The 25435-nt window shown below is 57.8% G+C and carries 15 protein-coding genes and 5 pseudogenes; 7 read left to right on the top strand and 13 right to left on the bottom strand.

Going from position 1 to position 25435, the window contains the following annotated elements:
* Positions 1-127 precede the first annotated feature (127 nt).
* From KQH55_RS07700 to KQH55_RS16870, 5 genes and pseudogenes are all read right to left on the bottom strand, one after another.
* Positions 128-1048: a nucleotidyl transferase AbiEii/AbiGii toxin family protein gene (locus KQH55_RS07700; protein WP_076795537.1), complete on the bottom strand. Its 921-nt coding sequence runs from the start codon at positions 1046-1048 to the stop codon at positions 128-130.
* Positions 1041-1799, bottom strand: coding sequence for a type IV toxin-antitoxin system AbiEi family antitoxin domain-containing protein (locus tag KQH55_RS07695; protein WP_076795535.1), 759 nt, complete (start codon positions 1797-1799; stop codon positions 1041-1043). The genes KQH55_RS07700 and KQH55_RS07695 overlap by 8 nt, the downstream gene beginning before the upstream one ends.
* Positions 1800-1931: 132 nt before the next feature.
* Positions 1932-2063, bottom strand: a pseudogene (locus KQH55_RS07690) (IS256 family transposase); the annotation flags it as partial.
* A gap of 49 nt (positions 2064-2112) precedes the next feature.
* A complete protein-coding gene (locus KQH55_RS16875) occupies positions 2113-2466 on the bottom strand; it encodes an AAA domain-containing protein (protein WP_237573917.1) in 354 nt (117 codons plus the stop codon).
* A gap of 295 nt (positions 2467-2761) precedes the next feature.
* On the bottom strand, positions 2762-3142 hold the full coding sequence (locus KQH55_RS16870) for an AAA domain-containing protein (RefSeq protein WP_237573915.1): 381 nt from the start codon (positions 3140-3142) through the stop codon (positions 2762-2764).
* A 3-nt stretch (positions 3143-3145) separates the two neighbouring features.
* On the opposite strand from KQH55_RS16870, the pseudogene KQH55_RS07680 reads away from it, so the two are divergent.
* The 3 genes and pseudogenes from KQH55_RS07680 to KQH55_RS07670 form a co-directional block, all read left to right on the top strand.
* Positions 3146-3256: pseudogene (locus KQH55_RS07680) on the top strand (transposase); the annotation flags it as partial.
* 23 nt (positions 3257-3279) lie between these two features.
* Positions 3280-3416, top strand: a pseudogene (locus KQH55_RS07675) (IS3 family transposase); the annotation flags it as partial.
* A 779-nt stretch (positions 3417-4195) separates the two neighbouring features.
* Entirely contained in the window at positions 4196-5404 is a 1209-nt protein-coding gene (locus tag KQH55_RS07670) for an RICIN domain-containing protein (RefSeq protein WP_235090544.1), read from the top strand.
* A 146-nt stretch (positions 5405-5550) separates the two neighbouring features.
* Here the strand turns inward: KQH55_RS07670 and KQH55_RS07665 are convergent.
* Positions 5551-5793: pseudogene (locus KQH55_RS07665) on the bottom strand (DUF3079 domain-containing protein).
* Positions 5794-6032: 239 nt separating this feature from the next.
* Between KQH55_RS07665 and KQH55_RS07660 the strand changes: the two are divergent.
* Positions 6033-6182: pseudogene (locus KQH55_RS07660) on the top strand (ATP-binding cassette domain-containing protein); the annotation flags it as partial.
* Positions 6183-6259: 77 nt separating this feature from the next.
* Here the strand turns inward: KQH55_RS07660 and KQH55_RS07655 are convergent.
* Both KQH55_RS07655 and KQH55_RS07650 read right to left on the bottom strand, forming a co-directional pair.
* Positions 6260-8611, bottom strand: a complete 2352-nt coding sequence (locus KQH55_RS07655; RefSeq protein ID WP_235090543.1) for an FdhF/YdeP family oxidoreductase — start codon at positions 8609-8611, stop codon at positions 6260-6262.
* 11 nt (positions 8612-8622) lie between these two features.
* The gene (locus KQH55_RS07650) at positions 8623-9204 is read right to left on the bottom strand and encodes a hemerythrin domain-containing protein (RefSeq protein ID WP_076786801.1); all 582 of its coding nucleotides are present in this window, start codon (positions 9202-9204) and stop codon (positions 8623-8625) included.
* A gap of 211 nt (positions 9205-9415) precedes the next feature.
* Here KQH55_RS07650 and KQH55_RS07645 point away from each other — a divergent pair, with 211 nt between their 5' ends.
* The gene (locus KQH55_RS07645; RefSeq protein WP_076786803.1) at positions 9416-9910 is read left to right on the top strand and encodes a ferritin-like domain-containing protein; all 495 of its coding nucleotides are present in this window, start codon (positions 9416-9418) and stop codon (positions 9908-9910) included.
* 155 nt (positions 9911-10065) lie between these two features.
* On the opposite strand, the gene KQH55_RS07640 is transcribed toward KQH55_RS07645, so the two are convergent.
* The 5 genes from KQH55_RS07640 to KQH55_RS07620 all read right to left on the bottom strand — a co-directional run bounded on the left by KQH55_RS07640 (position 10066) and on the right by KQH55_RS07620 (position 15774).
* The gene (locus KQH55_RS07640) at positions 10066-11268 is read right to left on the bottom strand and encodes an SIR2 family protein (protein ID WP_083703683.1); all 1203 of its coding nucleotides are present in this window, start codon (positions 11266-11268) and stop codon (positions 10066-10068) included.
* Between the two features lie 317 nt (positions 11269-11585).
* Positions 11586-12245: a DUF2894 domain-containing protein gene (locus KQH55_RS07635; protein ID WP_076786807.1), complete on the bottom strand. Its 660-nt coding sequence runs from the start codon at positions 12243-12245 to the stop codon at positions 11586-11588.
* Complete coding sequence (locus KQH55_RS07630) at positions 12226-12876, bottom strand: OmpA family protein (RefSeq protein ID WP_076786809.1); 651 nt, start codon at positions 12874-12876, stop codon at positions 12226-12228. Before KQH55_RS07630 ends, KQH55_RS07635 begins: the two co-directional genes overlap by 20 nt.
* The gene (locus KQH55_RS07625) at positions 12873-14969 is read right to left on the bottom strand and encodes a DUF802 domain-containing protein (RefSeq protein ID WP_076795522.1); all 2097 of its coding nucleotides are present in this window, start codon (positions 14967-14969) and stop codon (positions 12873-12875) included. Before KQH55_RS07625 ends, KQH55_RS07630 begins: the two co-directional genes overlap by 4 nt.
* Positions 14970-14979: 10 nt before the next feature.
* Complete coding sequence (locus tag KQH55_RS07620; RefSeq protein WP_076795520.1) at positions 14980-15774, bottom strand: DUF3348 domain-containing protein; 795 nt, start codon at positions 15772-15774, stop codon at positions 14980-14982.
* Positions 15775-17091: 1317 nt separating this feature from the next.
* Between KQH55_RS07620 and KQH55_RS07615 the strand changes: the two genes are divergently transcribed.
* Complete coding sequence (locus KQH55_RS07615) at positions 17092-20547, top strand: Tc toxin subunit A (protein WP_235090542.1); 3456 nt, start codon at positions 17092-17094, stop codon at positions 20545-20547.
* A gap of 96 nt (positions 20548-20643) precedes the next feature.
* Entirely contained in the window at positions 20644-25398 is a 4755-nt protein-coding gene (locus KQH55_RS07610) for a neuraminidase-like domain-containing protein (protein ID WP_235090541.1), read from the top strand.
* The last annotated feature ends 37 nt before the right edge of the window (positions 25399-25435 follow it).

Here is a 25435-nt window from a genome sequence, read left to right as displayed (position 1 = left end):
GGATCCATTTAACCCTCGTCGAAATTTGCAGGAAAGTCACGCTAATATGCTGCCTCTTGCAATTCCACAATACCGTTTCAGCTTCATAGCGTTGCTGCATGAGCCGGGCGGATTGTTCAAGTCCGGCTCAGTAGCGAGCGAAGGCCGTTTCGAGTTCCTCGATATGCTTCGCGAAAACCGCCGGGCGTCTTTGGCGGAAGGTCTCAAGGTTCGCGAGCTTCCAGCGTAGTGCCGGCAGCTCGGCAGCGTGGGGAATGGCGAGGAGTGACCAGTCCGGCGTGCCACGCGCCAGGCCGAGCAGGAAGTGTCGATGCGCGAGAGTCAGGTGCGCTGGCAGTTCCTGCCGTAATCGCTGGCGGGTATTGAGCAGCGTGTCCAGACTGCAAGGCACTTCGGTCATGCCGACAAAGCTGCTGTCGTAGTCCCGCGTAATATTCTTGTCGCGGCCAAACAGCACCTCGTGGATGGGGCGATTATGGCCGGCGAGATACACGACGAAGCACTCGATCATGCCATGCGTCAGTCGGCCCGATTGATAAAGCTGCCAGACGTCGAACAGATCGCGCGGGTGCTGGCGATCGAGGGCCGCCACGAGTTTGCCGCCATAGAGTTCGTCGAGCGCGAGCACGGGAAGTTCCAGTTCCGCAGTGAATTGTTCCGTCGTTCGCGCACACAACGCGCGCCGTTCGATGGGCAGGGCCGTGCCGCGAAAGACGGTATTGACTTCAATTTTGACCTGACTGGTTTCATCTTCGACAAGAAGCTTGGTATCGCTGAGACCCTTACTGCCGATGAGGCGGGTGCGTACTCCTTGCGGAGTCAGCCGTTGTTCGACGGCAGCCAGTTCCTGTTGAATGGTGGAGAGCGCTTCCTCACGCGGTGTCTGCCGGGGTATATAGACGACGTCGATGTCGACCGACAGACGCGGCATATTCTGCACAAACAGGTTGATGGCCGTGCCACCCTTCATCGCGAAGAGATCGTTGGCAAAGACATCCGGCGCGATGCGCAGCAGTAACCGGACGGTGTCGGCGAAGAATTTATCCATGCGGTCTCAGTACGAGGAGTGTGCTATCGGGAAGCTGGCTTATCCAGCGCCGGCCGCTACCGGTGGGAAGCGAGAATTGCGCGAGCAGTGCATCGACATCGAGCAGGTTGGTCTCGCGCGCCCAGGTTAGGCACAGGCGAACGGTTTTCACGCTGGTACAGCAGGCGAGCAACTGACCGAGCAATTTCTTGCGTGGGCTGCGCAGGCCTTCGAAGACCGCATGGGCGTCGTCCAATCCTTCACGGACGCCGACGTCGTACAGGAGTTCAAGTACGGCGCGTTCGGGGACCGCGACCTGAACACCAGCCGGGACATCGGGTGGTGCGATAAGTGTCTGGGTGGCGAAGGGGGAATCGGGCCAGTTGAACAATCGGGCATACATATAGCGCGCGGGAAAGCGGCTGGTGAACCAAGACGGCAGCGCAAAGCGCGTATCGCCCCACAGCACCAAGGGCTCGCGCCGGCCGACCTGGTGCCGCACGCCCTGCCAGGCAAGGGCGGTTTTGCCGCCGACGTGCAGACCGGGGACGCGCTGCTGCAGGAACCGGAGCGTGGCGTGGAGATTGAAATCATCGTTGGGAAAGGCATATACGCCCGATGCCAGCCGGACCAGCCAACCGCTGCTCACGTAGCGGGCGGCGAGCTGGGACGACACACCAAGCCGGTTCAGTGTGGCGACGTCGAACGGCGCTCCGCGGGGCAGGTTAGTCTGCAGGCGTTTGATTAGTTGATGTCGAGGAATTCGCTTCATGAGTGAATTTTACGACAAATTCTAATCTTACGGGCGCAAACTGATCGGAAGTTGACGTACAGATAGATCAAGGTCGGCGGTTGACCTGTACCTCTCGCGTTGCCGCCGCCGACTCAAGGGAAACCTACGTTGCCATGTCAACTTAAGCGCGGCTTCGTTGAGCGGGAAGTAGTCGCGCGCCTTGATGATCTTGTGCAGTTGCATATGCAGCGACTCAATTGCATCCGTCGTGTAGATGATCTTTCGGATGCTCGGCGAAAAGGCGAGGGAATGATCGTCGAGGATAGTTTGTCGTTGCGTAATCTTTTTGTGGCTATCGCGCTGGTATTTGATGTGTGCACTGCGCGTCGAAGAGAAAAGGCGTATCTTTCGCCGGCCCGCACGGTTGCATGCTGGACGGCACGCGCACGACGGTCAGCGCGGCGTACAGCTCACTAACATAATCCAGACCACCCCACTGTTGTGCGTCGCCGATCACGTACAAACGGCATTTGGCGCGGGTAATAGCGACGTTGAACAGGTTCGGCGTATTGGTTGCCCACGCGCGGGCGCGCGCGCCTTGCTGGCCGGGCGCCGTGCCCAGTACGAGGAAGACGATGGCGGCTTCCTTGCCTTGAAATGTGTGGACGGTGCCGACCTCGATGCCGTCGAATTTACCACGTCGCACAAGATCGCCGCAACGTGGTCAGGCACTGGCGCAGCACGTCCAGCTCGTCGTCCGACACCGGATGGTGCATGCGTGTGGAGGCCACGTCGAACCAGGCGCTGTCGCCGAGGACACAAGAAAAAGGCGTGGACAGCGGCTGTCCTGCGTCATCGACACGCCCCTGCACCATCTAGCCAGCGTACGCGATACAGTTGGCGACCGAGAACATTGGATCGTTACAGCGCCGATGCGTGCGCAACGGCATGCCGGTCCAGGTGCGCGTCTTGCCGTCGGTGTATTGGGCCGCCGTGCTAATCTAGGAGCCGAACGGCGTGATGCGGTCGGCGAGCGTTTGCACCGACTCGTCAGCGGGCGACCAGGCTGGATCGACCTGATGGCGGTGACGCAACGCTTCCGTGACGTGCAACGGCACGGTGAAGATCGGTTCAACTTGCAACGGATCACCGACGATGACCGCACGACGGCTGCGCCCGATCGCACCAGCGGCCGATTGCGGGGTGGCCTGTCCCGCTTCGTCGATTAGCAGCCATCCGAGACTGTCCTGGCCCATGCCAATGAACAGGCAATCGAACGAGGCGAGGGTCGTGGACACGACAGGTACCACGAAAAGCAGCACATCCCACAGCAGTGGCCGTTGATTGGCGAGCAGCTTGTCCTGCAGCGTGTTGGTTAGCATGCCGTGCACCACGCGCAGATTGCATTTGCGTTGAAACAGGCAGCGCTGGGCACGCTGGTAGCTGAGGTGTGCCGCAAGATGGGTACCAGCGATGCGACGTTTTACAACTGGCGGTGAAGTATAGGGGCTTGGGCTTTGTCAAGGCAGACAATGGCAGCGAATTCATCTCCAAGGGCTCGACAAGTGGGCGTATGAGAACGGCGTCAAGTATCGATTTTCCCACCTCGGCAAGCTAACCGATAACGCGAAGAATGAGTCGTTCAACGGCGACTTGGCTGTGCATAAGCGCATTCTACCTAAATGATCTTAGGCGGAGCGAAGCTGCAAATGGTGGCACACTTGAACGTCGGGCAGCTGTAAGGCGGTGCTGTCCCCGCCGTGTTTTTTTGCAAACGAGACCGGTTTCATCCAGGGTAAGACAGTATGATTTTGCGTGAGAGGTGTAAATAAACACTGTGTTCATGCGATCATCAAACGTGCGAATGAGGTTTAATGTAGGGGGAACAGGTACTGATTTTTAAAATTTGTCGGTTCAATCAAAGATGACAAGCTTGCGTTTGTCGTACCGGGCGTCTATAGTCAAAATAGCCTTATTCAACGAAGCGGCGCACGGTGGCTACGCATCATGCTTAGACATGGTGTGAGTGATCGCACAATAGGTACTTTGACAGTGAACGGATGCATTGCAGTAGCCGCTGATTATCGCAGTAAGCGTGTAATTAAACGATGAAGTGCCCGTCTTGTAAGAACCGACGCAATAAAGTGCAATTTGCGATATGTGGAATTTACAGTGCGAGCGTAAAATGAAGGAGAATTACGATTCCAAAGGATTACGCAAGGCCATACATATTCACAAGCCAGCTGGCAGTGTGGTACCCAGATACTGCGTTTGAAGGCCTCAGGCGATTGCCTAAACAAGCGTGCTACTTCTTGACACACTGTGGCCGGCCGTCTATGTTGAGTTCTTAATTAAGAATTATAAAAATAAAAATTAACTTCTCCACTTTAAAACTTGAAAGGATAAGCATTATGCGTCGAGTAACCATCGTAACAATGACGTTTGCTGCTACTTTAGGTTGCGTAACATGCGTATCGGCCTTTGAGACAAGGGAATCCGCCTATGGGCTGATAGAAAGCAAGTACAAACAAGAGGCAAAGCAGGCCAGTTGCATGCGCACATTCGAGAACAGCACATCCGTGCGGATCGGCGTCTGCGAGGCTCAGGGAGGACCAAGTGATTACACTTCCATGAGGCAATGGCGGCTCATGGAACAGGAAGATGGCACTTATCTAATCCAAAATAAGTATCGCAACGATATGGGGGCTGGCAGCTGCCTACAAGCTCTGCCACAGTCGACAGACCTGATTGTGGGAAGCTGTAACGGTGATACATCTGCTCCATTATCGACAAAGCAGTGGAAATTGGAAGGCGGTACCTTTCGACTCGCAAAAAACCTCTACAAGGAAAGTGTGCAGCCAAGCCATAATTGTGCCCGCGTCTATGCCGGCAGCAACGCAGAGATACAGATTGGCGCGTGCGATGCGCAAGGCGGGCCCAGTGATTACACCTCTATGAGACAGTGGCAATTCGCTATGTTTCCCCCGCCTGTGACACCGGGTGGAATGGCATCGCTCTCTTACCACATTCCTACTACCCCGCCGGTCACCCAAATCACCTTCCCCATCACCGTGATCCGTGCTCCCGATGCGGCTGGCTACTACTTTGCCCAGCAGTATGGTTTTTCGGGCGGCAGCGTCGGTTACATGGGTGTACGCCCGCGTCCGGGTGGAAAGTCGCTTGCGGCTTTCTCGGTGTTCGGCAGTGGAACAGAAGTCGTCGATACCACTCGTTGCACAGGCGGCGCAGATGGCGGAGCAGGCGTTAGTTGCTCGGCCGAGCACGAGTTGGTTCATGGCCGGAAGTATCTTCTCACCATTACTCGGGATTCAGCTGACCCACGCGTATGGCGAGGCAGCATTACCGACTATGTAACGCATCAGCAAGTCGTGCTTGGCGCCTATAAAGTACCAGCGACATGGGGTTCACTGTTTTCTAGCCAAGGCGGATTTATTGAATACTATGCAAAAGTAAGCTCCTGCGCGAGCATTCCCCTGGCTGAAATACTTTTTTCACCCCCTTATGGCTCCGATGGGCGGGCCGGCTCGCTCTATGCCCCAAAGGAATATGGGCGGTGCCAGGGTAATATGAATTATGTGCATAAGGTACGAGGCGAGGACTCTTATTTCAAGGTGGGTTTCTAGAGTCAATCGTCATGAGAAAGCTCGCGAATGCGGGCTTTCTCACGGAATGAATTTCTGATCTTAGTGTCAATAGCGAACGATTTTTCCTAACCGCCAGTAAAGATTTCAATAATTACCAATAAGGGGCCCTAATAAATAGGGTGCTTTCAAGAAACTGGCTGCGATGGCTGGGCGACGCTGGCGCTGTTGAGCCTGACGCATCTGTCGTCCGGGCTGACCTCAAAATCCCAGTCACCGTGGTCGTACCAGTCGTCCCCGAGCAATTCGGCCGGATGCTGGGTGCGGCTCTGCCCGTTGCCGCAGCGCATGTCGCTGGCTGGACAGTAGTGGTCACAGCCCTAGCAGATCCGCTCCGGATGCAGCGGGTGCAGTGGAAATACCTTAGCCATGCGTTTTCTCCGAGCGTTCGATTGTGACGACGCAAAGCATCATTATCCCGCCCTTGTCTCGGGCCAGAACTGAGTCGGAATGACGCGGAGATAGGACTCGCCTTCCGCCGGGCGTGAACGGCCAGCAGACTAACGCTGTTATTTGCTGCGTTGATGTCGTCATCCGTGTCTGAGATGACGCAACGCGCGAAGTAGCACCGTCGCCGGCATGGTCCTGGCATGCAGTCGATGGGGTAGCCTTTGCCATTGGACAAGATGAATCCGTTGGCCTCGTCGGCGAATCCGGCTATGGGAAGTCCACCCTGTCGCGCGCGACCATGCGGCATGATTCGATCTCGCGCGGCGAGAGCCGTTTCGATGATCTCGATGTCGTCCCGTTTGGCGCTTGAACCGGCGTTGTTGACCATGCGCGGCACTTTCATTGCGCGCGTGTAAACAGGGAGCGGGTTTCCCTGCTGCCGGCCAGCTATGCAGGAGACGACGCGCCGTCGTCCGATGGATTGATGTCGCGGTGGCCGTCGTCGCGCAGTATCTTGACCGGAATCGACTTCGCGGCCGGCACCTTGCTGTGCTCGGCATGATGCCACAGCGGCAGCAATACATTGCACTCGGGATAGTATCCGGCAATGCAGCCGAGTGGCACATCGTAGGCGTGCACGCGCAGACCGCTAAGGCGCCGCTCGACGCCATCGCCCGCGATGGTTTGCAGCGTAATCACGTCGTTCTCGTGCAGGCTGCGACGGCGGATGTCCTCCGGGTTCATTAGGATGACCATTCGTGAGTCCTGGATGCCGCGGAAGCGGTCGTCATGAGCGTAGATCGTCGTGTTGAACTGATTGTCGCTGCGCAGTGTCATGAGCCGCAGCGCATCCGGATCGCGCTGCAGCATGTCCAGGTCCTCGCCGAGCGCTGCGGGCACGAGGAATTCGGCCTTGCTCGATGCCGTGGCAAAGCGCCGCTCGCGTGCCGGCAGCGGGCGCGGGAACCCACCTGGTTGCCCCATGCGCCGCTCGAAGTCCTCGAACATGTCCGGATAAGTTTTGGCGATATCGCTGCGCACCAGCGCATAGTTGTCGCGCCACGCGTCCCAGTCGGGCCCCGCACGCGGGTCCAGCGTGGCCTTCGCTATCCCGGCGACGATGTAAGGCTCCGAGCGCAGCTTGTCGCTGGCCGGCTGCGCATAGCCACGGGAGCCATGAATGCACGCAGTGCTGTCCTCTATCGACACGGCTTGTTCGCCGCTTGCCTGTCGATCGATTTCGATGCGGCTCAGGCAGGGCAGTACATAGGACATCTCGCCCGGCAATAGGTGGGAGCGGTTCAATTTGGTGGCGACGTTGACAGTGAGCCGCAGTTTGCGCCAGGCCGGCTCGATGCGCGAGCGGTCTGGGACGGAGCGGACCAGGTTGCCGCCGAGGTTCAGCACTGCGTCGATTTTGCCGGCGAGCATGGCTTCGAATGTTTCGACGGTGTTCAGCCCTTTTTCGCGAGGTGGCTCAAACGAGAACTGCTCGGCGAGCCGGTCCAGCGGTGCTAGCTCTGGCTTCTCGGTGATGCCGACCGTGCGCTGCCCCTGCACATTCGAGTGTCCACGCACCGGCGAGGGCCCCGCGCCCGGCTTGCCGATGTTGCCACGCAGGAACAACAAATTGCATAGCAGACGCACGTTTTGCACACCCAGCCGGTGTTGTGTGAGGCCCATTCCGTAGTGGGCGATCACCGCGTTGGCCTTCATGTACTCGGCGGCCGCTGCCTGCAACGCGTCACGCGTTAACCCGCTGGCCGTCTCAATGTCGGTCCATGCTGTGTTGCGCAGGTAATCGGCGAACGCGTCGTAGCCGGTCGTATGCTGTTCGATAAATGACACATCGATCGCCCGCGGTGCACCATTTTGCCGTGCCCAATCATCGGCGTCGATCACGGCCTTGCAGATGCCGATGATCGCGGCGCTGTCACCACCGTTTCTGACCTGATGGTACTGCGTGCTGATTGGCGTGCTGGCCGGCGTGAGCATCTGCACGGGCGACTGCGGATTGGCGAAGCGGATCAGTCCCGGTTCGCGCAGTGGGTTGAACGTGATGATCGGCACGCCGCGTTTGCGCGCGTGCTGCAGCGGATGCAGCATACGCGGGCTGTTGGTCCCGACGTTTTGTCCGAAGAAGAACATCAAATCGGTCTTTTCAAAGTCCTCGAGCGTGATGGTGCCGACGCCCACGCCGATGGCTTCCTTCAGGCCGACGCTGCTGCTTTCATGACACATATTGGAGCTGTCCGGCAGATTGTTGGTGCCGAAAAGACGCGCGAATAGTTGCAGCATGTAAGCTGTTTCGAGCGACGCGCGCCCTGACGTGTAGAACACCACCCGCGCGGGATCTAGCGCGCGCAATTCGCGGCCGATTTCATTGAACGCGTGCTGCCAGCTCACTTCGACGTACTTGTCCTGCGCGCGATCGTAGCGCAGCGGCGCGGTGAGGCGACCCGCTGCCTCCAAATCGCGGTCATGCCAGGTGGCCAGCTCGCTTATCGTGTGAACGTCAAAAAAGTCCGGCGTCACGCGCTTTTTCGTGATATCCCACGCGGTGGCTTTCGCCCCATTTTCACAAAACTCGGCCAAGTGCGGCCGCGCTGGCTTTGCCCATGCGCAGCCCACGCACATGTAGCCATCGGGCTTGTTCTGATGGATCAGCAGGCCGCTATCCTTGAGCGCGACTTTTTCCTTCGTAAGCATTTCGGCGACTGCCTTCAGCGAGCCCCAGCCGCCCGATGCATAGCGGTAAGCTGCGCGTTTGGATTTCGGGGCGTTCGGTGCGTCTGGCATGATCGACCTCGCTATGCACCGCGGGGGCGATGGAGTGCAAAGCAGCGCAATACGGCGATGCCGGTCAGCGTGCCCAGCAGCGCCGTGGCCACCGGGAAGGTGCCAGCCATATCGAGCGCGATGCGCGCCGGCCGGCGCACTCCGAGTAGTTGGACGCGCCGGCGTGTCATCGCCGCGCCCAGGCTCGCCAACTCGGCTTCGAGCGCGCGTTCGGCACGCGGTAGCAGCACGGTTTCTTCGTCGGCGACGTGATGGATCACGGTACGCATCAGTTGCATGAAAAGACTGTCGTAAGCCGCATTGTCCGGTCCCATGCCGCGCAGTTGTTCCATCGTTTGCCGTATCGCGTCATGCTCGGGCTTGCTTTTTTTCAGTACGTCATCATCCGGATCAACGCGTGCGAGTGCCGGGTAAAGGATTTCCTCTTCAAGCTGTGTGTGGATCTCCAGCGCAGTACATGCGACGCTAACGATCGCGCGCTTGCGCCACCAGGGCGAGTCAGGGCGATAGCGATGGAAGGCCGCCAGCACGTGGGTGTGGTCGGCGCGGATCGCAGCGGTAACGGGCAGCGCCGCAAGCGAGGATAAAACCATAACCTCTCCTGGTCACAAAGCGTCATGCGTGATGCATTTGCTGTGCCCGACTGCGTCTGCCTAACGCGGTGAGCGGGCGCTGGCGTTGCGGCGGCGGCCTTGTCGAAGCTGTACAGCCAATGGCCGGGCACGGGCGTTGCGCGGCAAGCGAGGCCGGCGCAACCACACCCGTCCGGCGTCGTTTTTTAAAGTTCGACGAAGGAGGTTCACGATGGCACGCAAGACCTTGGAAGACCTGTTTATCCATTCGTTATCTGAGATCTACAGTGCAGAGAAGCAATTGACACGCGCACTTGGCAAGCTAGCGCGCGCCAGCACGAATCCTGAACTTGCACAGGCCTTCGAGACGCATTTGCAGGAAACGCATGAGCAGGTCGAGCGCATCGATCAGGTGGTCGAGAAATGCGGCATCAAGCTGAAACGGATCAAATGCGTAGCAATGGAGGGGCTAATCGAGGAAGGCACGGAACTGCTGGACGAAATCGGGAAGGGGCCCGTGCTCGATGCGGGGCTGATCGGTGCAGCCCAGAAAGTAGAGCACTATGAGATTGCGTCTTACGGCACGCTGTGCGCGCTCGCGAAACAGCTCGGTAAGGACGACGCGGTGCCGTTGCTCAAGGCGACGCTTGAAGAGGAGAAGGCGACCGATCAGAAGCTGACGCAGTTTGCCGAGAAGGTCGGCAATCCGCAGGCTAGCCAAGCCTAATAGAACCGTGCCACGCGCCGGCGCCGTGTGGTCGTTGACGTGTGGTAGGGCTCAGACGGTGCCGCTTCGGCGGGCACGCTTCGCAGCTGCAGGCCGTGCGATACTGCCGGACGGCAGCGGGTCCCGCGCGCCGGGTGCGGGGCACGTCGGCTTTATCATAGTGAGCGAACGGCAATACTGCACCATTCGCTGAAACTGCCCCGCCACGGCAATACCGCGAGGCCTCCGGACACGCTGGCATGGGGAAAGACGCTTCTTGCATGATCAAGCTGTGTCTGAACGTCATTGAGATCGATGTAGTACAGCGCACGCTGGCGTCCATCGGTGGGCGCCTCGGCGAATTGACGCAGCAGCAGTCGCACCAGTGCGTCCTCATCGGGGAAACTGTAGCCGACCAGCACGACGATCCGGGACTCGCGCAGCAGCCGCACGGCCTTCGGGAACAGCGCCTGGAAATAGGGTTGGTCGTAGTCCTGGGCGCGCGAGGGCAGCATGATATCCGGCGGGTTGCTGCGCAGTATCTGCGTGTCGCGGCGACGATAGTCGACTTCAAAATGACCGTCATGCCGATAGATCTCAAACCCCCCATTGAGTTTCAGCAGATGACCGCCTGCAAAGGGCACCGCTACCGCACGCCTGTCCGTCTCACCGCACCACGCGGACGGCGTGAAGCCTCGATACAACTCGCGCGAATGGGCACGTCGGAGCGCTGTGTCTACCATCGCCTCAATGACAAAGTCGTAGTTCGTCGTCAGGAAATTCACGCCGATGCGGGGTGCGGGCCGCTCGCCAGTCGACGCCGCGCCCGCGTGCTCCTGCAGCGCGGCAAACAGCGAACTGATCGCTGTCTGTGCGTCGCTGAGCGGCTGGCCGAACGAAAGCGTGTCGCCGACTAGGGTGGGAGGCGTGGTGTGCTGGTGGAACTTGCGAAGCACCGCATAGCGCAATTCTCGCTCGACCAGTTCCAGATAAAACTCATCGACGTATCGGTTGCGGATCAGCGGATACTTTTTCAACATGCCTACCTGATAGACGATGTCGAGAAACGCGGATCGGTTTAGCCCGACAGTGCGATCGATCTGCGTCATACGCAGAAAGTCTTCCAAGAATGGAGACTCGCTCGTCCAGTCGTCATCGGTAAAGTCGAATAAATCGGCGCCGGTCGGATAGCGAGTGTCCCATGCGTGGGAGAACCCGGCGCCGAGCACGAACGTCACGTTACCCACCGCGGGATCGCCGTGCCGCGCCAGCGCATGGATGGCTTGCGCAAACTTGATCGGCGCTTGTCGGGATCGTGATGAGGAGGTTGGACCGCTGCGTCGGCGCGGGTTGCGTTGTGGGTCGATGTGTTCCGTCATGAGTCGTTGAGTCGGGGACGATGTCCGAGGTCGGGTGGCGCGCTACCAAGCCGCGCCCGCCGCCGTTTTTGTTGCGTGCCTGGCCGAGTGCAATACCCGTGCCCGCCGCGCGACGATGCACTGCTGACCATCGACGAACTGGCGGAACGAGGCTGGCGCGCGCAGGAGCGCAGTCGTAACCTGCGCGAGGATAATGTCGGCGGGCGGGGCGAACTCGGGGCGGCTGATGGGCAGCAAACGACGCGTGTACTGGTGCGACTCGCGTCTGTCGATGGACGGCGCGCGGCGCCCCACAAGGCGCGAAACGGCACGCCGCTTCAGCGCGATTTGCTTCTGGCACTCTTGCGGGCAACGGCGGCACGCGCGGTGTCCTTGACCGATGCCGGGCTTCCGCTATTCCATTGCTCCATCCACGATAATGTGTCTGCGTACGCGAGGAACTGCTGTAGATACCCGGGCGACAATTCGCGCATCAACAAAAGCGACCGATGCACGAGACTGCTGGAATTGAGCGGACCGGCATTTCTCGGCACTTGGTTTAGCGATTGCCGAAGCTGCTTTTCAATGCGGACCCTGGCCCAGGTCTTTCTGAAATACTCCAGCGTTGCCGGCTCCGGATCGGACACGGGGTGCGGCGCAGCGGCAGTGGCGCCGGCATCGCCGTGCGCGTGTTTGCGCGCGGCGATGTAGTCGAGCAACGCCGCGAGCGTAGGGCCCCCGGGCTCGCGTGATGCCGTTTTGGCAGCTGCGTTGCCGCAGCAGGGATCCGCCCGCTCGAGATCAGCGGCATACGCATCCAGTAACTCGCCAAGCCGGCGCTCCAGGCGGTGTCGCACCGCGCCGACATGCCCGGCCGTGCGCCGCTCCAGTGCGTCGATAAAGCGGAAGCGTACCGGGTCCAGCCGATCGGCGCCGGATGCTCGCCATGCGTCAAGCCGGGCCCGCGCATGCGTTTCGCTATGGTTCACGGCGTTCACCGTTGATGGCGGGCAGCCTCGGCACCGCGGCGATCTCCACGCGCCGGTTGCGGGCCCGTCCAGCGTCGTCAGCATTCGAGCTCACCGGTTGTTCAGAGCCGAACGCGGCGGCGAACACTGATGAGGCCGGCACGCCTTCCGAGATGAAGGCGCGCGTCACCGTCAACGCGCGCTGTGCCGACAGGTCCCAGTTATCGGCGAAGCGACGATTGCCCGCGCGGACCTGCTGGTCATCGGCGAAACCGCTCACCATTAGGATCTCGTCACGGGCGCTAAGGTACGAGCGAAGCGGATTGGCGAGACTTTTCAACAGCTCGCGGCCTTCGGGCTGCAACTGATCCGAATTCAGTGCGAATAGTACGCTGCCGCTGATGCCGATACGGCCATTCACCAGCGTCACGCGTCCGGCGGCCAGTGGCCCGGCCAATGCCTGTTCCAGCGTCTTGCGGCGCTGTGTTTCCATTTGCCGCTGTCGAACTTCGTTCTCGAGCTTGGACGACAGTTGCAGTTGCATGCCGATGACGCCGACCAGGATCAGCACGAACGCCCCCAGCAATACCGACATCAAGTCGGCAAACGCGGCCCAGATGGGCGCCGCCGCTTCCACGTCGCCGTCGATGTTGTCGTTCATGGCGCTTCGGCTCCAGCACGCGCCCGCTGCATGGCGAGTTGTTGCAACTCCTCGATAATCTGTTTCTGCGACATCATGCTTAAGTCAATGACTTCCCGCGCCTGCGCGACGTAGTAGGCGAGTTGCTCGTCACTGCGCGCGAGCGACTTGTCCAGCGCCGCTTCGATGCGCTGTAGATGCTCAACCAGCGTATCGTTGGACGCGCCAAAGGACTGGGCCGCTGCGCCGAACGCCTCGCCCAAGCTGGCCACCTCGACCGCGCTGCTGGTGAGTTGCGTCGCGGCGGCCTCCACCTGCTGCGTGCTGGCCCGGACCTCGTCGGTGAACCGGTTGCCGACGCGCTCCAGCAAGCTTGCCGATGTCGAGACCAGTGCGTCGATGGCCGAGCGCTGCTCATTGGACGCATGGTTGACCGCGTCGAGTAGCGTCGCCAGCGTTTCGAGTACTCGGCCGCGTTCCTGCAGAACCGCTGTGTCGCGCTCGAGGCTATCGGACAGTTGCTGGCGCAGCTCGGCGATCACCTGCGCTGCGGCCAGCGGCGCCTGCGACGCGGCTTGCACGAGCTTGCCGATCTCTGCGATCGTCTTATTGGCCTGCTCGTTGGCTTGCGCCGAGATCTGTTGCGCTGTACGCGCCAGCGTGTCGCAGATGTGTTGCTGCTGCGCGGCGGCGTGCGTGCCGGCTTCCTCCCATTGGTGGCGCAACGTGGCGGCCATCGACGTCAGTGTCGTGGTCCAGGTGTCCAGTCGGTGTTCGTCCTGCGATTGCAGTTCGGCGCGCAGCCGCGCCTGCGATTGTTCCATTGCATCCAGCGACGCCATTGAGCGCTGCGCGAGCGTCGCAACGGCCGCTTCGAGCGCGCGTTGATGGTCCGCGGCGCGTTGCTCCGCGGCCTGCTCCTGCCGGGTTAGCGTCTGCTGACAAGTCTGGGCAAGCGTCGCCACGTTGGCTTCCAGGCGTGCCGACAGCGTCTGCAACAGGGTCGCGGCGCGTTGTTCGGCCGCCTCTGCGAATTGGTCCGCCGAGACGCGAAGGTGCTCGAGCAGCGCGTCATTGGATTGCCGATGGTCGGCCAATGCCTCGCTCCAGACCGCCGCCACATCGCGCGTGGTCGTGTCCAGGCTCGCGGATAGCGCATGTAACTGTTGCTGCACGGCGCCGGCGACGGTATCGTGCAGCGACGCCGTATCGCGTGCCAGGCTAGCCATCGTCGCCTGGACGACCGGCTGCAGCGCCGCGCCCGCGGCGCGGGCGCTGTCAGCCACGCACTCTGTCAACGAGTGTGTCACGGAGGAGATCAGGCGCGCGTGCGCGTGCTCGATCCGGTCGAGGAAAGCTTGCTGCCCGGCGAGCTGTTGCTCGCTCAACGTCCGTGTCTGCTGCTCGATATGCGTGATCATCGTTTGCAGCCGGTCGACCAGTGCAGGCAACGCATCGGCTTGCCGCTGCAAGACCTGCAAAGTCGTCTCGCGCTGGTGAGCGCTCGAATGGGCCCGCAATGTCGTCGCAATGGCGGTATCGAGCTGCTGCGCGGCCTCGATGCGCTCGCGTCGGCACAGGGCGGAAAGCAGGCCCAGCATGGCGGATGCCGCCACGCCCGCGATCGATGTGCCGAACGCAAAGCCCAGTCCGCTGACCGGCGCGGCAAGCGACGCCCGGATGGCGCCCAGATCGGTCGCGCTTTGCAGTGCGGCGCCGGTGCCGCGCAGCGTCGTTACCATGCCGAGCAGGGTACCCAGCATGCCGAGCAGCACCAGCAATCCCACCAGGTAGGGCGTTAGCACCGGGGCCGGCAACGCGACCCGCTGACCGTCCAGCCGCAGGCGCACCGCACTGCGTAAGTCGGGATGCAACTGTGCCAGCCAGGGCTCCAGCGTCGGCGGGGGGGCGGATAGGCCGGCTACGGCGCGCATCAACGTGGCACTGGCCTGTTGGTAGTGGCGCAATTCCAAAGCGCCTGCAAGATAACCGCCACCGATCAGCAGCGTGACGGCCGAGGCCAGCGGGTTGGCGCCGAAGTAGCCGGCGCCGATCCAGCATACGATGGCCAGGCCGGCCAGGAAGACAACAACGTTAAGGTGAAAGCGGGTCATAGCAGGTTGGTTAGCAGGTACGGTAGGCCGACAGCAGTCCCTGCACCGGTTGGAACCGGACGTCGAGTTCGGCGATCAGCACGCTGCGCATGTCGTTGCGAAATACGTCCAGCCAGCTGCCAGGCGCACCCGCAGGCGTCGGTGCGTCAGTTTGAAGTGGAACTTGCGTGCACGCTTGCTGTGGCACGTGCGTCTGTGCCGGCGGCGCGGGGAGAGACGCGGCGTCGCGCAAGCGGGCAAAATGCGCGCCGAGCAACGCGGGCACGTTGGCCAGCAGGTGATGCTCGCGTGCTGCTAGTGCCTGCTCCATGACGGTATCGACGGCGCACAGCTGCGCCATATCCGGCGCGCGCGTCACTAGCATTGTGCGTAGCCGCCCCCGCAGCGCACCGATATCCGTTGCCATCGCGTGCTGCACGCCGACGTAGCGGTGACGAAAATCGGCGTAGTCGGGCACGGCGTCGCTGCTCGCCCCGCGTAGCGCTGCGGGCTTGGCTGCGTGGCGCGCTCCGGTGGCGAAGCCGCAAGCTGCATCGATGCGGCGGATCAACGACGTGCGCACGGTGGCAGTATGCGCCGACGCGTCGTCGCCCAGATCTGCTACGCTGGCCGCGTCCGATGCGGCACCGTACGCAGTAGCGTTGAGCGCGGTTGACAACGCAATGGCGTCGGTCCAGCCGAGCCATTGGCTCAACTGGTCCGGCAACGATTGTCCGGGTTCGGCTACATCGAGTTGTGCGAGCCGCGCAAGCAAACGAACAAGTGTCGGAGCGCTGGACGCCGTTGGCCGGGGGACTTGCACCATACCACCAGAGTCAAAAAGACAGCAGTTTACACGTCTGTGGAACACGCGGGCCGCATCCGGTTCTCGCCTGTCATCATCACCAGCACGGTTGTCCACGCGTGGACATCATCGGCGTTGACCACATGCTAGATAAAGCACGGCGCGATCTCGATCCAGCTATTTAGCCACCGTAGCGAGACACGATTTGGCTCACGGTGATGGCCATGTCGTGCATCATCGACGCGGCGGGCAGGCCGGCGCTCCCGTACCAGAATGCCCGATGAGCTAAACGAGGCGTTAGCTCGAGATGGTGCGCGCTGGGTTATTTATGTGGCTCGCGTCAGTCAAAAGCGTCATCGGGCGAGCACGGGCACGTCAACCGGTGAGATTGTGACGCTGCGCGCACCGCGCGACTCGACGAAGGTAACGCCGGTACTGAGCAGCAAAGCGACGACTGCCTGATTGTGCATGGTGCGGTGATCATTACTGTGCGGCGGTCGGATTCAGCGCTGCTGGTGAATTATCGTGGCGTAGAGCAATGGCGATTCAATGATGGGCGAGACAATCGAGCCGTTTCATATCATGCGATTGTGCGAGGGGCCCCTGACGCGCAGCCGTGTTTTTCTGTGAGGTAGCCCGGCCTCTGCAGGTCAACGCTTGGCGGTACTCACGGCAATTTGTCGCATTGAATAAAGGGAATGTGCTTGGATGCTTTCGGGTTAGTGCTTTATAGTTGTCGTTACCTTAAGTGCCGAAGCGGCATATGGCAGTTGAGCACAACGCTTGAACGCGTTGTGAGCAGCAGCAAACGATGAAGTGATCTGTCAGCGAACGGGTGCATCGCATTAGCTGTTTTTGCTGAATACAAATGATGTCTGGAGGGAAAATGAAGAAGTACCCCAGCTTAAACACAATGGCCTCGCGTCTGCGTGCCACGTCTAATTTTTCTATTTTATTCTGTTTCCGACTTTGCCCACTTAGCGTACGGCAAGACAGTGTCGCTTTGAGCACGTGGCGCGTCAGGGCACGGTCTTGCATCCAGCGGCAGCATGGGTTGAGTGCCGTCGTTTGAGGCCTGGCGTAGCGCGCTCTATTGGACGGCGGAGAATGTAATGCGGTCCTATTCAAGAGTAGCGATCCATTGATAGCGAAGTGATAAGGACAACATGGCAAATAAGATTTGCTACGCTGTCTGCGTCGATTTTGCGATGGCATTAGGATGTCGAAATCGCTCACGTGTAGCATCCGAATTGGAAATTGGCATGGTTCCAAGGAAAGTGATTAGTTTTCCAAAACAGAAGGCCGTGACACAATCTTTGACCCATGTCAGGAGTGGATATGAATCAAAAAATCAGCCCGCTAATCAATGTGCTTGAAGCACGCTACAAGACGGCGGGGCGACTTGCTGAACTGGGCTACCAGTCTGTCTTTGATGTGGCGCGTGTGACGCGGGAGCAGTTTGTCCGTGAACATCGCGAACAGCTCGGCCCTAAGGCCGCCCGTGCCTGTTATGACCAAACAGTCGGCTATGCGCAGCAAGTGGCGTTCCGGTTTCGTCAGCGGCGCTTGACGCGCCTGGTGCAGCAAACCTTTGGGCCGTTTTCTGGTCCCGGTCCCAGCTATGATGAGCAGTTTCGCTTAGACTGGGGGCAGATGAGTGCGGTAGACGCCATCGAAGCGAATACGTCACCGGCAGCCTATCTCGTGTCGCTGTATCACTTGGCGATGAATCAAGAACGAAACGCGCCTCAGCCCGACGCGATCAACTCGCTGGCAAAGCGCCGCCCCGATATTCCAGAGCTGATCGTGGATAACGACAGTTTGAACCAGCGGTTACCCGAACTGACACTGGTCAATACGGTGTTGAGCCGTGCGATTGAGGACACGGTGCCGGACGGAAAAACGGTCGATGAAACGTTGGCAGAGACTTACTATCCGAACCAGCTGCCATACCATTTTGCGCATCAGCAAACCATCGAAGGATTCGCCGTGAGCGGCACATCACTCACGGAGGTGATGCAGCGGGTCGATACCTCGTGGCCTTACTTTATTGCCCCTATCTCGCCTGCCGACACCACAGCAAGAATGGAGGCGATGCGACTTGCGAGTCCATTAGCGCCGCCATTGCAAATGTTGATTGCTGCTGCACCTTATTTTAGTACTCATATGCTGACGTTGGCGCAACTTGTCGCTAAATGGGGAAGTGATTTTTACTCCACGACAGAAATTGATCCGTGGTCAGATCTTAATGGCCATGCTTATGTCACGCCATTGCAAAATGCCGTGCTTAACGGGGTGACTGAATTAATTTCGGTAGGGAATCAGTACGATGTCTTTACGCAATTAACATTAAAATCTGCAAACGATTGTCATGTTGTGTTGGGTGGGCAAAATAAAGAATATTATTATCGTGGCATTAATAATTCAATAACTACTGAAGGTAAGCCATATAAGCGCTACCCTACATTACAATATCGCGATGAGGATAATGCGGGATTGGATCTGAAGGCTAATCCGCTGCGTGCCGATTTCTTTATCCGTATGCAGACGTGGTCGTCTAAAAAATATTATGCAGAAATCAGCTTTACATTGATATTAGATGGCAACGATAATCCTGTTTTCTACACATCGAATCAAGTCAACTTCTACCACAATCACTTTGGAATCAGCCCAACACCGATCCATCACAATCATGCAACTTACCTCAGCAACGTCACCCAGCTGACTTGCCACACGGGCTTAAGCGTGGCGGATCTAGAACGCGCACTGTGCACGCGAGTCGGTGGCGATACTGTGATAGTGTCGCCCCATATTGTGACTCGTAATGCAATCTTCACTAACGGAAAGACCGATCAAACGCCGCATATGCCTTACCATTATGGTGCCGTCTACCTGCATGCGGGTAAAAGACCAGCGATTGAAATGGTAGAGGATAAAGATGGTAATCTTACACTCACTGATTTGACCGATGATCGTCTGGATCGATTGAACCGTCTGATACGCATGCAGCGTGCATTGGACTTGCCATTTGACCAACTGGATTATTTGATCACAGCCGGCATGCGTGCCGAAGGTGTCGATCCGCTTCAAGCGGATGGCAATTTGGGACTGTACACAAACACAAATACGTTGCGGCTGCTTGGGGTCTTTCGTCATTACCAGCAGCGTTACGGCGTTACGGCCGAACAGTTCGCCGCCGTCGTGCATCAAATCACACCGTATGCGATTACTCCCGATGTGCCCATGTTGGACCGCTTATTTAACATCAAGCAGCTATTTGATCAATCTTACACGCTGGATTGGGAAAATGTAGATTATACGGCGACGGCCACCACTGTGGATAAGGAGCGGGACGCACGTATTGTCAAGCAATTGGCAGCAGGTTTAAAGCTCACCGATGCGGAGTTTTCGCTGCTGGCGGACCTCGTTGCTCAGTATCAAGGCAATCAAGCTAACCATAACTTTCCCAATAGCTTAGATGCCGTCTCCGCGCTGTACCGGCTGGCTAGCATTCCGCGTTGGTTGGGGCTGACCATTGCAAGTGGTTTGGCGTTCATTCGCTTACTAGATCAGGCCAAGTGGTTAGGCGATGACTGCTCGTTGCTTGCGCAGTTGGCAGGTGTACCCGCGATCGCGGTATTAGATAATAACGGCCGACCGCAAGCTAATGACATACTCGATGGGCTGATGTTGCTGTCCATAGCGACTGACTGGTTGCACGCGCAGGAGGTAAGCGTGGCGCAATGCGCTGCGTGGCTGTTGCCTGTGCCGCCGCAAATAGGTAATCAACGCCAGTTAGACTTAATTCAGCAGCTGAGCCAAGGTATCAGTCACAGTGTCGTGACACCCCCTCGTTATGCTCAATCGGGTGCGCCAACAACGGATACTGAGGGCGTGGCGCTGGATTGGGCAACGCTGATGCAACAAGCCAATTTGGTTGATGCACAGGGGCTAGTACAAGACAATGTGAACACGGTTTCGCAAGACAGTATCACAGCGGCCGTGCAGGCCGTTGTCATGGCGCAAGCACTGGATAAGGACAGTCAGGCGCAGGCCACGACCGCACTGAGTGCATTACTTTATAACGCGCAGCAGTCGCAGCACGGCATCTTGGCGAGCACATTGGCCCAATTGCTGATGGTGCCGCAAGCGCTGGTGCGGCCGCTGGTGCAATGGGCTGGCAGTACGCCCTGTGAGTTTTTAAATCAAACCTTGGCTCAAAAGTCGGTGACCTGCCCACAGCAAATTACCGATACTTACCTGAAGCTACTCGCGATGCTATCGCGCGGCGCACAGCTAGCCTCCTGCTTTGAACTGAGTGCGGCGATGTTAAACAGCTACTTGGCGCAGCCTGCCTGGTTTGGCGAGTGCGAACCGAACCTCACGACGCTAAGCTTTGCGACACTGTATCACCTCGGTTGTTATCGCGACTGGCTGCATCACACGTCGCACACCGAGAACGATCTGCTTGCATATCTGGGACGGGTCAACAGCAACGCGCCACCGTCGGCGCAAGATGCCGCCCCGTTGCTGGCAAATTTGCTGGGTTGGCAGGCCAGTGAAGTGCAAGCTGCAGCGGCCTATGTGATGGGCGATGCCGATACGCCAGCGCGCACCATACCGCAAATTGCAACGATCTTACGCTTATACCGCTTGTCGCAGCAAACGGGCTTGGCGGTTGCGTCATTGACTTCAACGATCAGCATTCGCACCAACAGTGACTACGCGAGCTGGCAGCGACTAGGACAGGCAGTGGCCGCCGCCAGTGAACAGGTCACGACGGCCATGCATTAGCCAAGTGAGAGCGACTGACCGATTCCCTGATCACACCGGCTGGCACTGAACCTGTGTGCATCAAAGCCGCTTTATCTTAAGCAAAGGATCACCATCATGCAAAATGCGCTTGCCAAACGGCTCAATGAATCCCGACGCGATGCGCTACAAGCCTATTATCGGGGTTATGTTGCGCCGACGCTGCCGGGTGTAGGCGATCAAGCGGTGACCCAAGACGATCTGTATCAATATTTGCTCATTGATACCGCAGTGAGCGAAGAGGTCGAAACTAGCCGTGTCGCGCAGGCAATCGCGAGCCTGCAGCAGTACCTATACCGCATTGCGTTGAATCAGGAGCCAGGCTTTAACCCAATGTCGCAAGACGATATCGCATCATGGCGGGAGATCGATAGCCAGTATGCGCGCTGGTCAGCCAGTCAGCAGGTCAGTGACTATCCGGAAAACTATATTTTACCGTCCACGCGTCAGGACAAAAGTCACTTCTTTGAAGAGCTGGAAAATTCCCTAAACCAAAATCGACTCAACGCTGACCGCGTGCAGGACGCGGTGCTCAGCTACTTGAACGAGTTCGAGGCGGTCAGCAATCTGTTGGTGATCAACGGCTGTTGCAGCCAAACCGATTTTGGCAAAGGGACTTATTACTTTATCGGTCGAACCGCTGCGGAGCCGCATAGCTATTACTGGCGCAGCATGGATTTGAGTAAAAACGGCGGCACGGCCGAGCATCCGCAGATTACGCCAAATTGTTGGAATGATTGGCGAGCGATCACCTTACCACTGAATAGCAGCAATGTGCTCAGTTGGACTGTGCGGCCGGTATTCTTCAATAACCGGTTGTACGTTAGCTGGGTTGAACGGGACCCCACGCCGAAGAAGAAGAGTGACGGCACCGACGTCACGCCGGAAGTGCATGCCTACCGCGTGCATTACGGATATTTGCGTTATGACGGCACCTGGTCCGCGCCGAATGTGGCCGAGCTGCAAGGGTTCGACAAAACGGGAAATTCCTATGCCTTGACAGGTGGTGTACTAGAGATTACGGAAGATACCAATTTTGAATTAACTAAGGTTGATACCGTGGCGATCGTGGATTTTAGCCGCGGCGTGACCGGCAGCACTCGTCCAGAAGGCAACCTGTTTATTGGCTTGTTTGTGTATGAAGGTGAGCAGGGTAAAATTCCTGATCAATCGGCGTTTTTGTTCTGTGATACATCTTTTATCAGTATAAAAACAACCGGCGATAACGTTAAATCAGATTTTCTGATCTACCAGCCGGGCGCTGTCAAAGACGGTATTCGCTATCAGTCGTTGCAATATAATTTGCAGGGCAAAAAATACCAAATTGTCGCCGGATCAACCCAAAAGAAAACCTCGCATTATGATTCAGGTATTCCTAGCAACTGGCCGGGGGCTTTGGCCACACCTTCGGTGTCAATTGCGAGTGACGGACTGACGCTGCAAGTTGGTGCTGAATTAGGTCGATGCCCCGATGAAACGCGCGATGGAGGCGTATGGAAAAGCCTGTATGTGTTTCCTAGCGGTGATCAGACGCCAACCGGAAGCACAAGTAATCGAATGCGTTATCATTTGACAGCGGGTGATGCAAATCGATCAATTAAGTTTAGCTTCGATGGGTCAAGTTATTATTTTTACGATACCAAAATTAAATACGATACTAGTTATGGGAATGTCGATATTCAGGCTGGTGTTTATCAATATAGGACTGTCACTCTTCCGGCTTACATAGGTTGGTACATGGGCTGGAGATTTGTGACCGATAGTTCACGCAACATCGCTTTTGAAGGGGGTACGCCCACCTCCAAGACACTGGATCTGCACGGAAAGCGGGTTAGATTTGAGAATAATTCTCCCACTGAAATATTTTTTTCTATTGGTCCAAAAGATGGTTATTGGGATTCGTATCACTTAACCTTTGGTATTAACAAAAACGCCAATAAAGTCAGTGTCACATATCGCTTCCAACATAAATTATCCATCTACACGGTTCAAGGTGGTACGGAAAAGAGTGTGGTGGCGAACAACACCACCACGCAACGCTACGTGTTGCAACCGACAGACAACTGTGCCGCCACGCATTCAATCAGCAGCGAGGACTTTCCGGAGCAAGGAAATATCACTTACCATCTGCGCAATGAACTGGTGCGCACCCCGTCTTCTGGCAGTGTCGGTAGTGCCTATCAAACGTGGTCAGTGCAAGTTGAATTGGTGTCGGTGAACACACCGGATCAGATTCCTCAGCTGTGCACGCGTTATGACAGCCAGCAAGGTAACGTCCAATTCATTACGTTTAACGGTAATAAGGCGGAGGATGGCGGTTTCCCCCTGCCCGACACTCGGCTCAATACGACTTTTGTGCGCGAATTGATTCGCCGGGCCAATGTTAGTTTGGGCACGCTGCTGCACTATACGACTCAAGCAATGCCGCAAGAACCGCAATTACGTGTCGACAGTAGTGCACCCAACGGCAATTTGCAGCCGATGGATTTCACAAGTGCCAACGGCCTGTATTTTTGGGAGCTGTTTTTCCATGTGCCGTACCTGGTCGCCACGCGCTTTAGCAGCGAGAATCAAAACACCGATGCGCAGCACTGGCTGCACTATATCTTCGATCCGGCGGCCAAAGATAAAGACACTGATGCGGTCACCGGTATCACGGCACCCGACTATTGGAACGTCTACCCGCTGTGTCCGCCTGAGGACGCCGATGTATCGACGGCCAGCTTTTTGATGCGCGATGCGCTCAATCCGGATGCGCAAGCGTATGCCGATCCGGTTATTTATCAAAAAGCGGTATTTATGGCCTATGTGCGCACGCTCATTGCGACGGGTGACAATGCGTATCGGCTGCTCACGCCCGATGGACTGACGGCCGCGCGTGTGTTTTATGATCAGGCACGGGAGCTGATGGGACCGCCGCCCACGGTCTCGATGAGCAGTCGTTGGACGCCCAATACGTTGCAGGCCCTCGCGAGCCAAAAATACGCGACGGTGCGTGAATTAGAGCACGAACCGAACGTACGCTGGCTGGCACTGCCGGCGCAAAATCTAAGTCTGCTCAGTATATTAGACAACCCGAACTTTCGCCCGCCGCTCAATACGCAATTGCTTACGTATTGGCAAATGCTCGACGCACGTCTGTACAACCTGCGCCATAGTTTAACCCTGGATGGCAAGCCGCTCAGCCTGCCACTGTTTGCGACGCCTGCTGATCCATTGGCGCTGTTGACGCAGCGTGCCCAAGCGGGCTCCCTGGGTAACAGTGGCAATGGCGCCAGCCAGATTATTCTGCCGTATCGCTTTCAATCGCTGCTGCCGACGGCGTACCGCGCGGTTGATATGCTCAGCCAGTTTGGCAATACGCTACTCAGCGTGCTGGAGCGCGGTGAGAATGCACACCAGCTGGAATTGAGCCAACAGCACTTGGTGGACCTATCCAATTTCACGATCAGCCTGCAGCAGCAAGAGCTGGACGCGCTCAATGCCGATGTTGACACGCTACAGGCCCAAAAGACGCTGGCGGACCAGCGCTACCAATACTATTTGGATAGCTATAACGACAATATCAGTCGCGCCGAGCAAGAATCGATGGATCTGCAAAATGCCGTCAGTGATATGTCCGTGAGCGAAGCAGCAATGTATGCGGTTGCTGGCGGCCTCGATATGGCGCCGAACGTTTTTGGCCTGGCTAATGGCGGTTCCCGTTGGGGCGCGGCGACACAGGCCGTCTCGCTTGGCATGAGTGTGGCGCGCACCGCGATGGAAGGGAAAGCTGCCCGTCTCGCGCAAAGCGAAGCGTACCGGCGACGGCGCGACGACTGGCGACTTCAGTATGAACAAGCGCAGTTAGAATCCCAGGTGATCGACAAACAACTGCAGGCGCTCGCAATACGGCAAAAAGCCGCTCAAACGGTGATTGACCAAGCCCATACGCAGCAGGCTCAACAACAGGCGATGCTCGATTTTCTGAGTTCTCGCTTTACGCAAGCAAGCCTGTATCAGTGGTTGACCAGTCAACTCTCAGCACTATATTACCAAGCGTACGATGCGGTACTGTCACTGTGCATGAACGTGCAGGCGTGCTGGCAATATGAATTGGGGGATTTCAGCACATATTGGGTTCCGACTAACGCGTGGAACGATAGTTACCGTGGGTTGCTGGTCGGCGAGACGTTGTCGCTCAGCCTGCATCGAATGGAATCCGCCTATCTGGCGCGCAATGACCGTCGGCTCAATATCACCCGGACCTTTTCGCTTAAGACGCTGCTAGACGATAAATTTGACGCGCAAAAAGCGCAAGGTAAGTTTGAGTTCACGTTGTCAGAACAGGACTTTGACACCCATTATCCGGGCCATTATGCGCGTTGCTTACAACAGGTTAGTGTCACGCTGCCTACGCTGACCGGCCCTTATCAAGATGTACGGGCATTGCTGACCCAAACGCGCAGCCAAACGCTGTTACAACCGGATATCGACGGTGTCAAATATTTAAACGATAACGCAAGTGGCAGTGGCACACATGTCGTAAATAACTTGCGGCCAAGCCAACAGATTGCGCTGTCCTCGGGCTTGGATGACAGCGGCACGTTTGCGCTGCTTGTGCAGGATGGGCGCTATTTGCCGTTTGAGGGGACCGGCGCAGTGTCCAGTTGGATGCTGACTTTCCCGCGTGCGGTGGAGGAAACGATTGATGGTAAAAAATTGCCCGCTGATCCCGCACAAAAAGCGTCATTGGACGCGCTTAATGATGTACTTATTCAAGTGCAGTACACCGCCTTGGATGGCGGAGTCAGCTTCACCAATGAGGTCAAGCAAACGTTGATCCCGAGTTAAAGCGCCGGTTTGGCCTGCAGGGGCGTCGTGCTTGCCA

The sequence above is a fragment of the Mycetohabitans sp. B3 genome (assembly GCF_021498065.1).
Taxonomy (GTDB): domain Bacteria; phylum Pseudomonadota; class Gammaproteobacteria; order Burkholderiales; family Burkholderiaceae; genus Mycetohabitans.
This window is presented reverse-complemented; position numbering and strand designations above follow the sequence as displayed.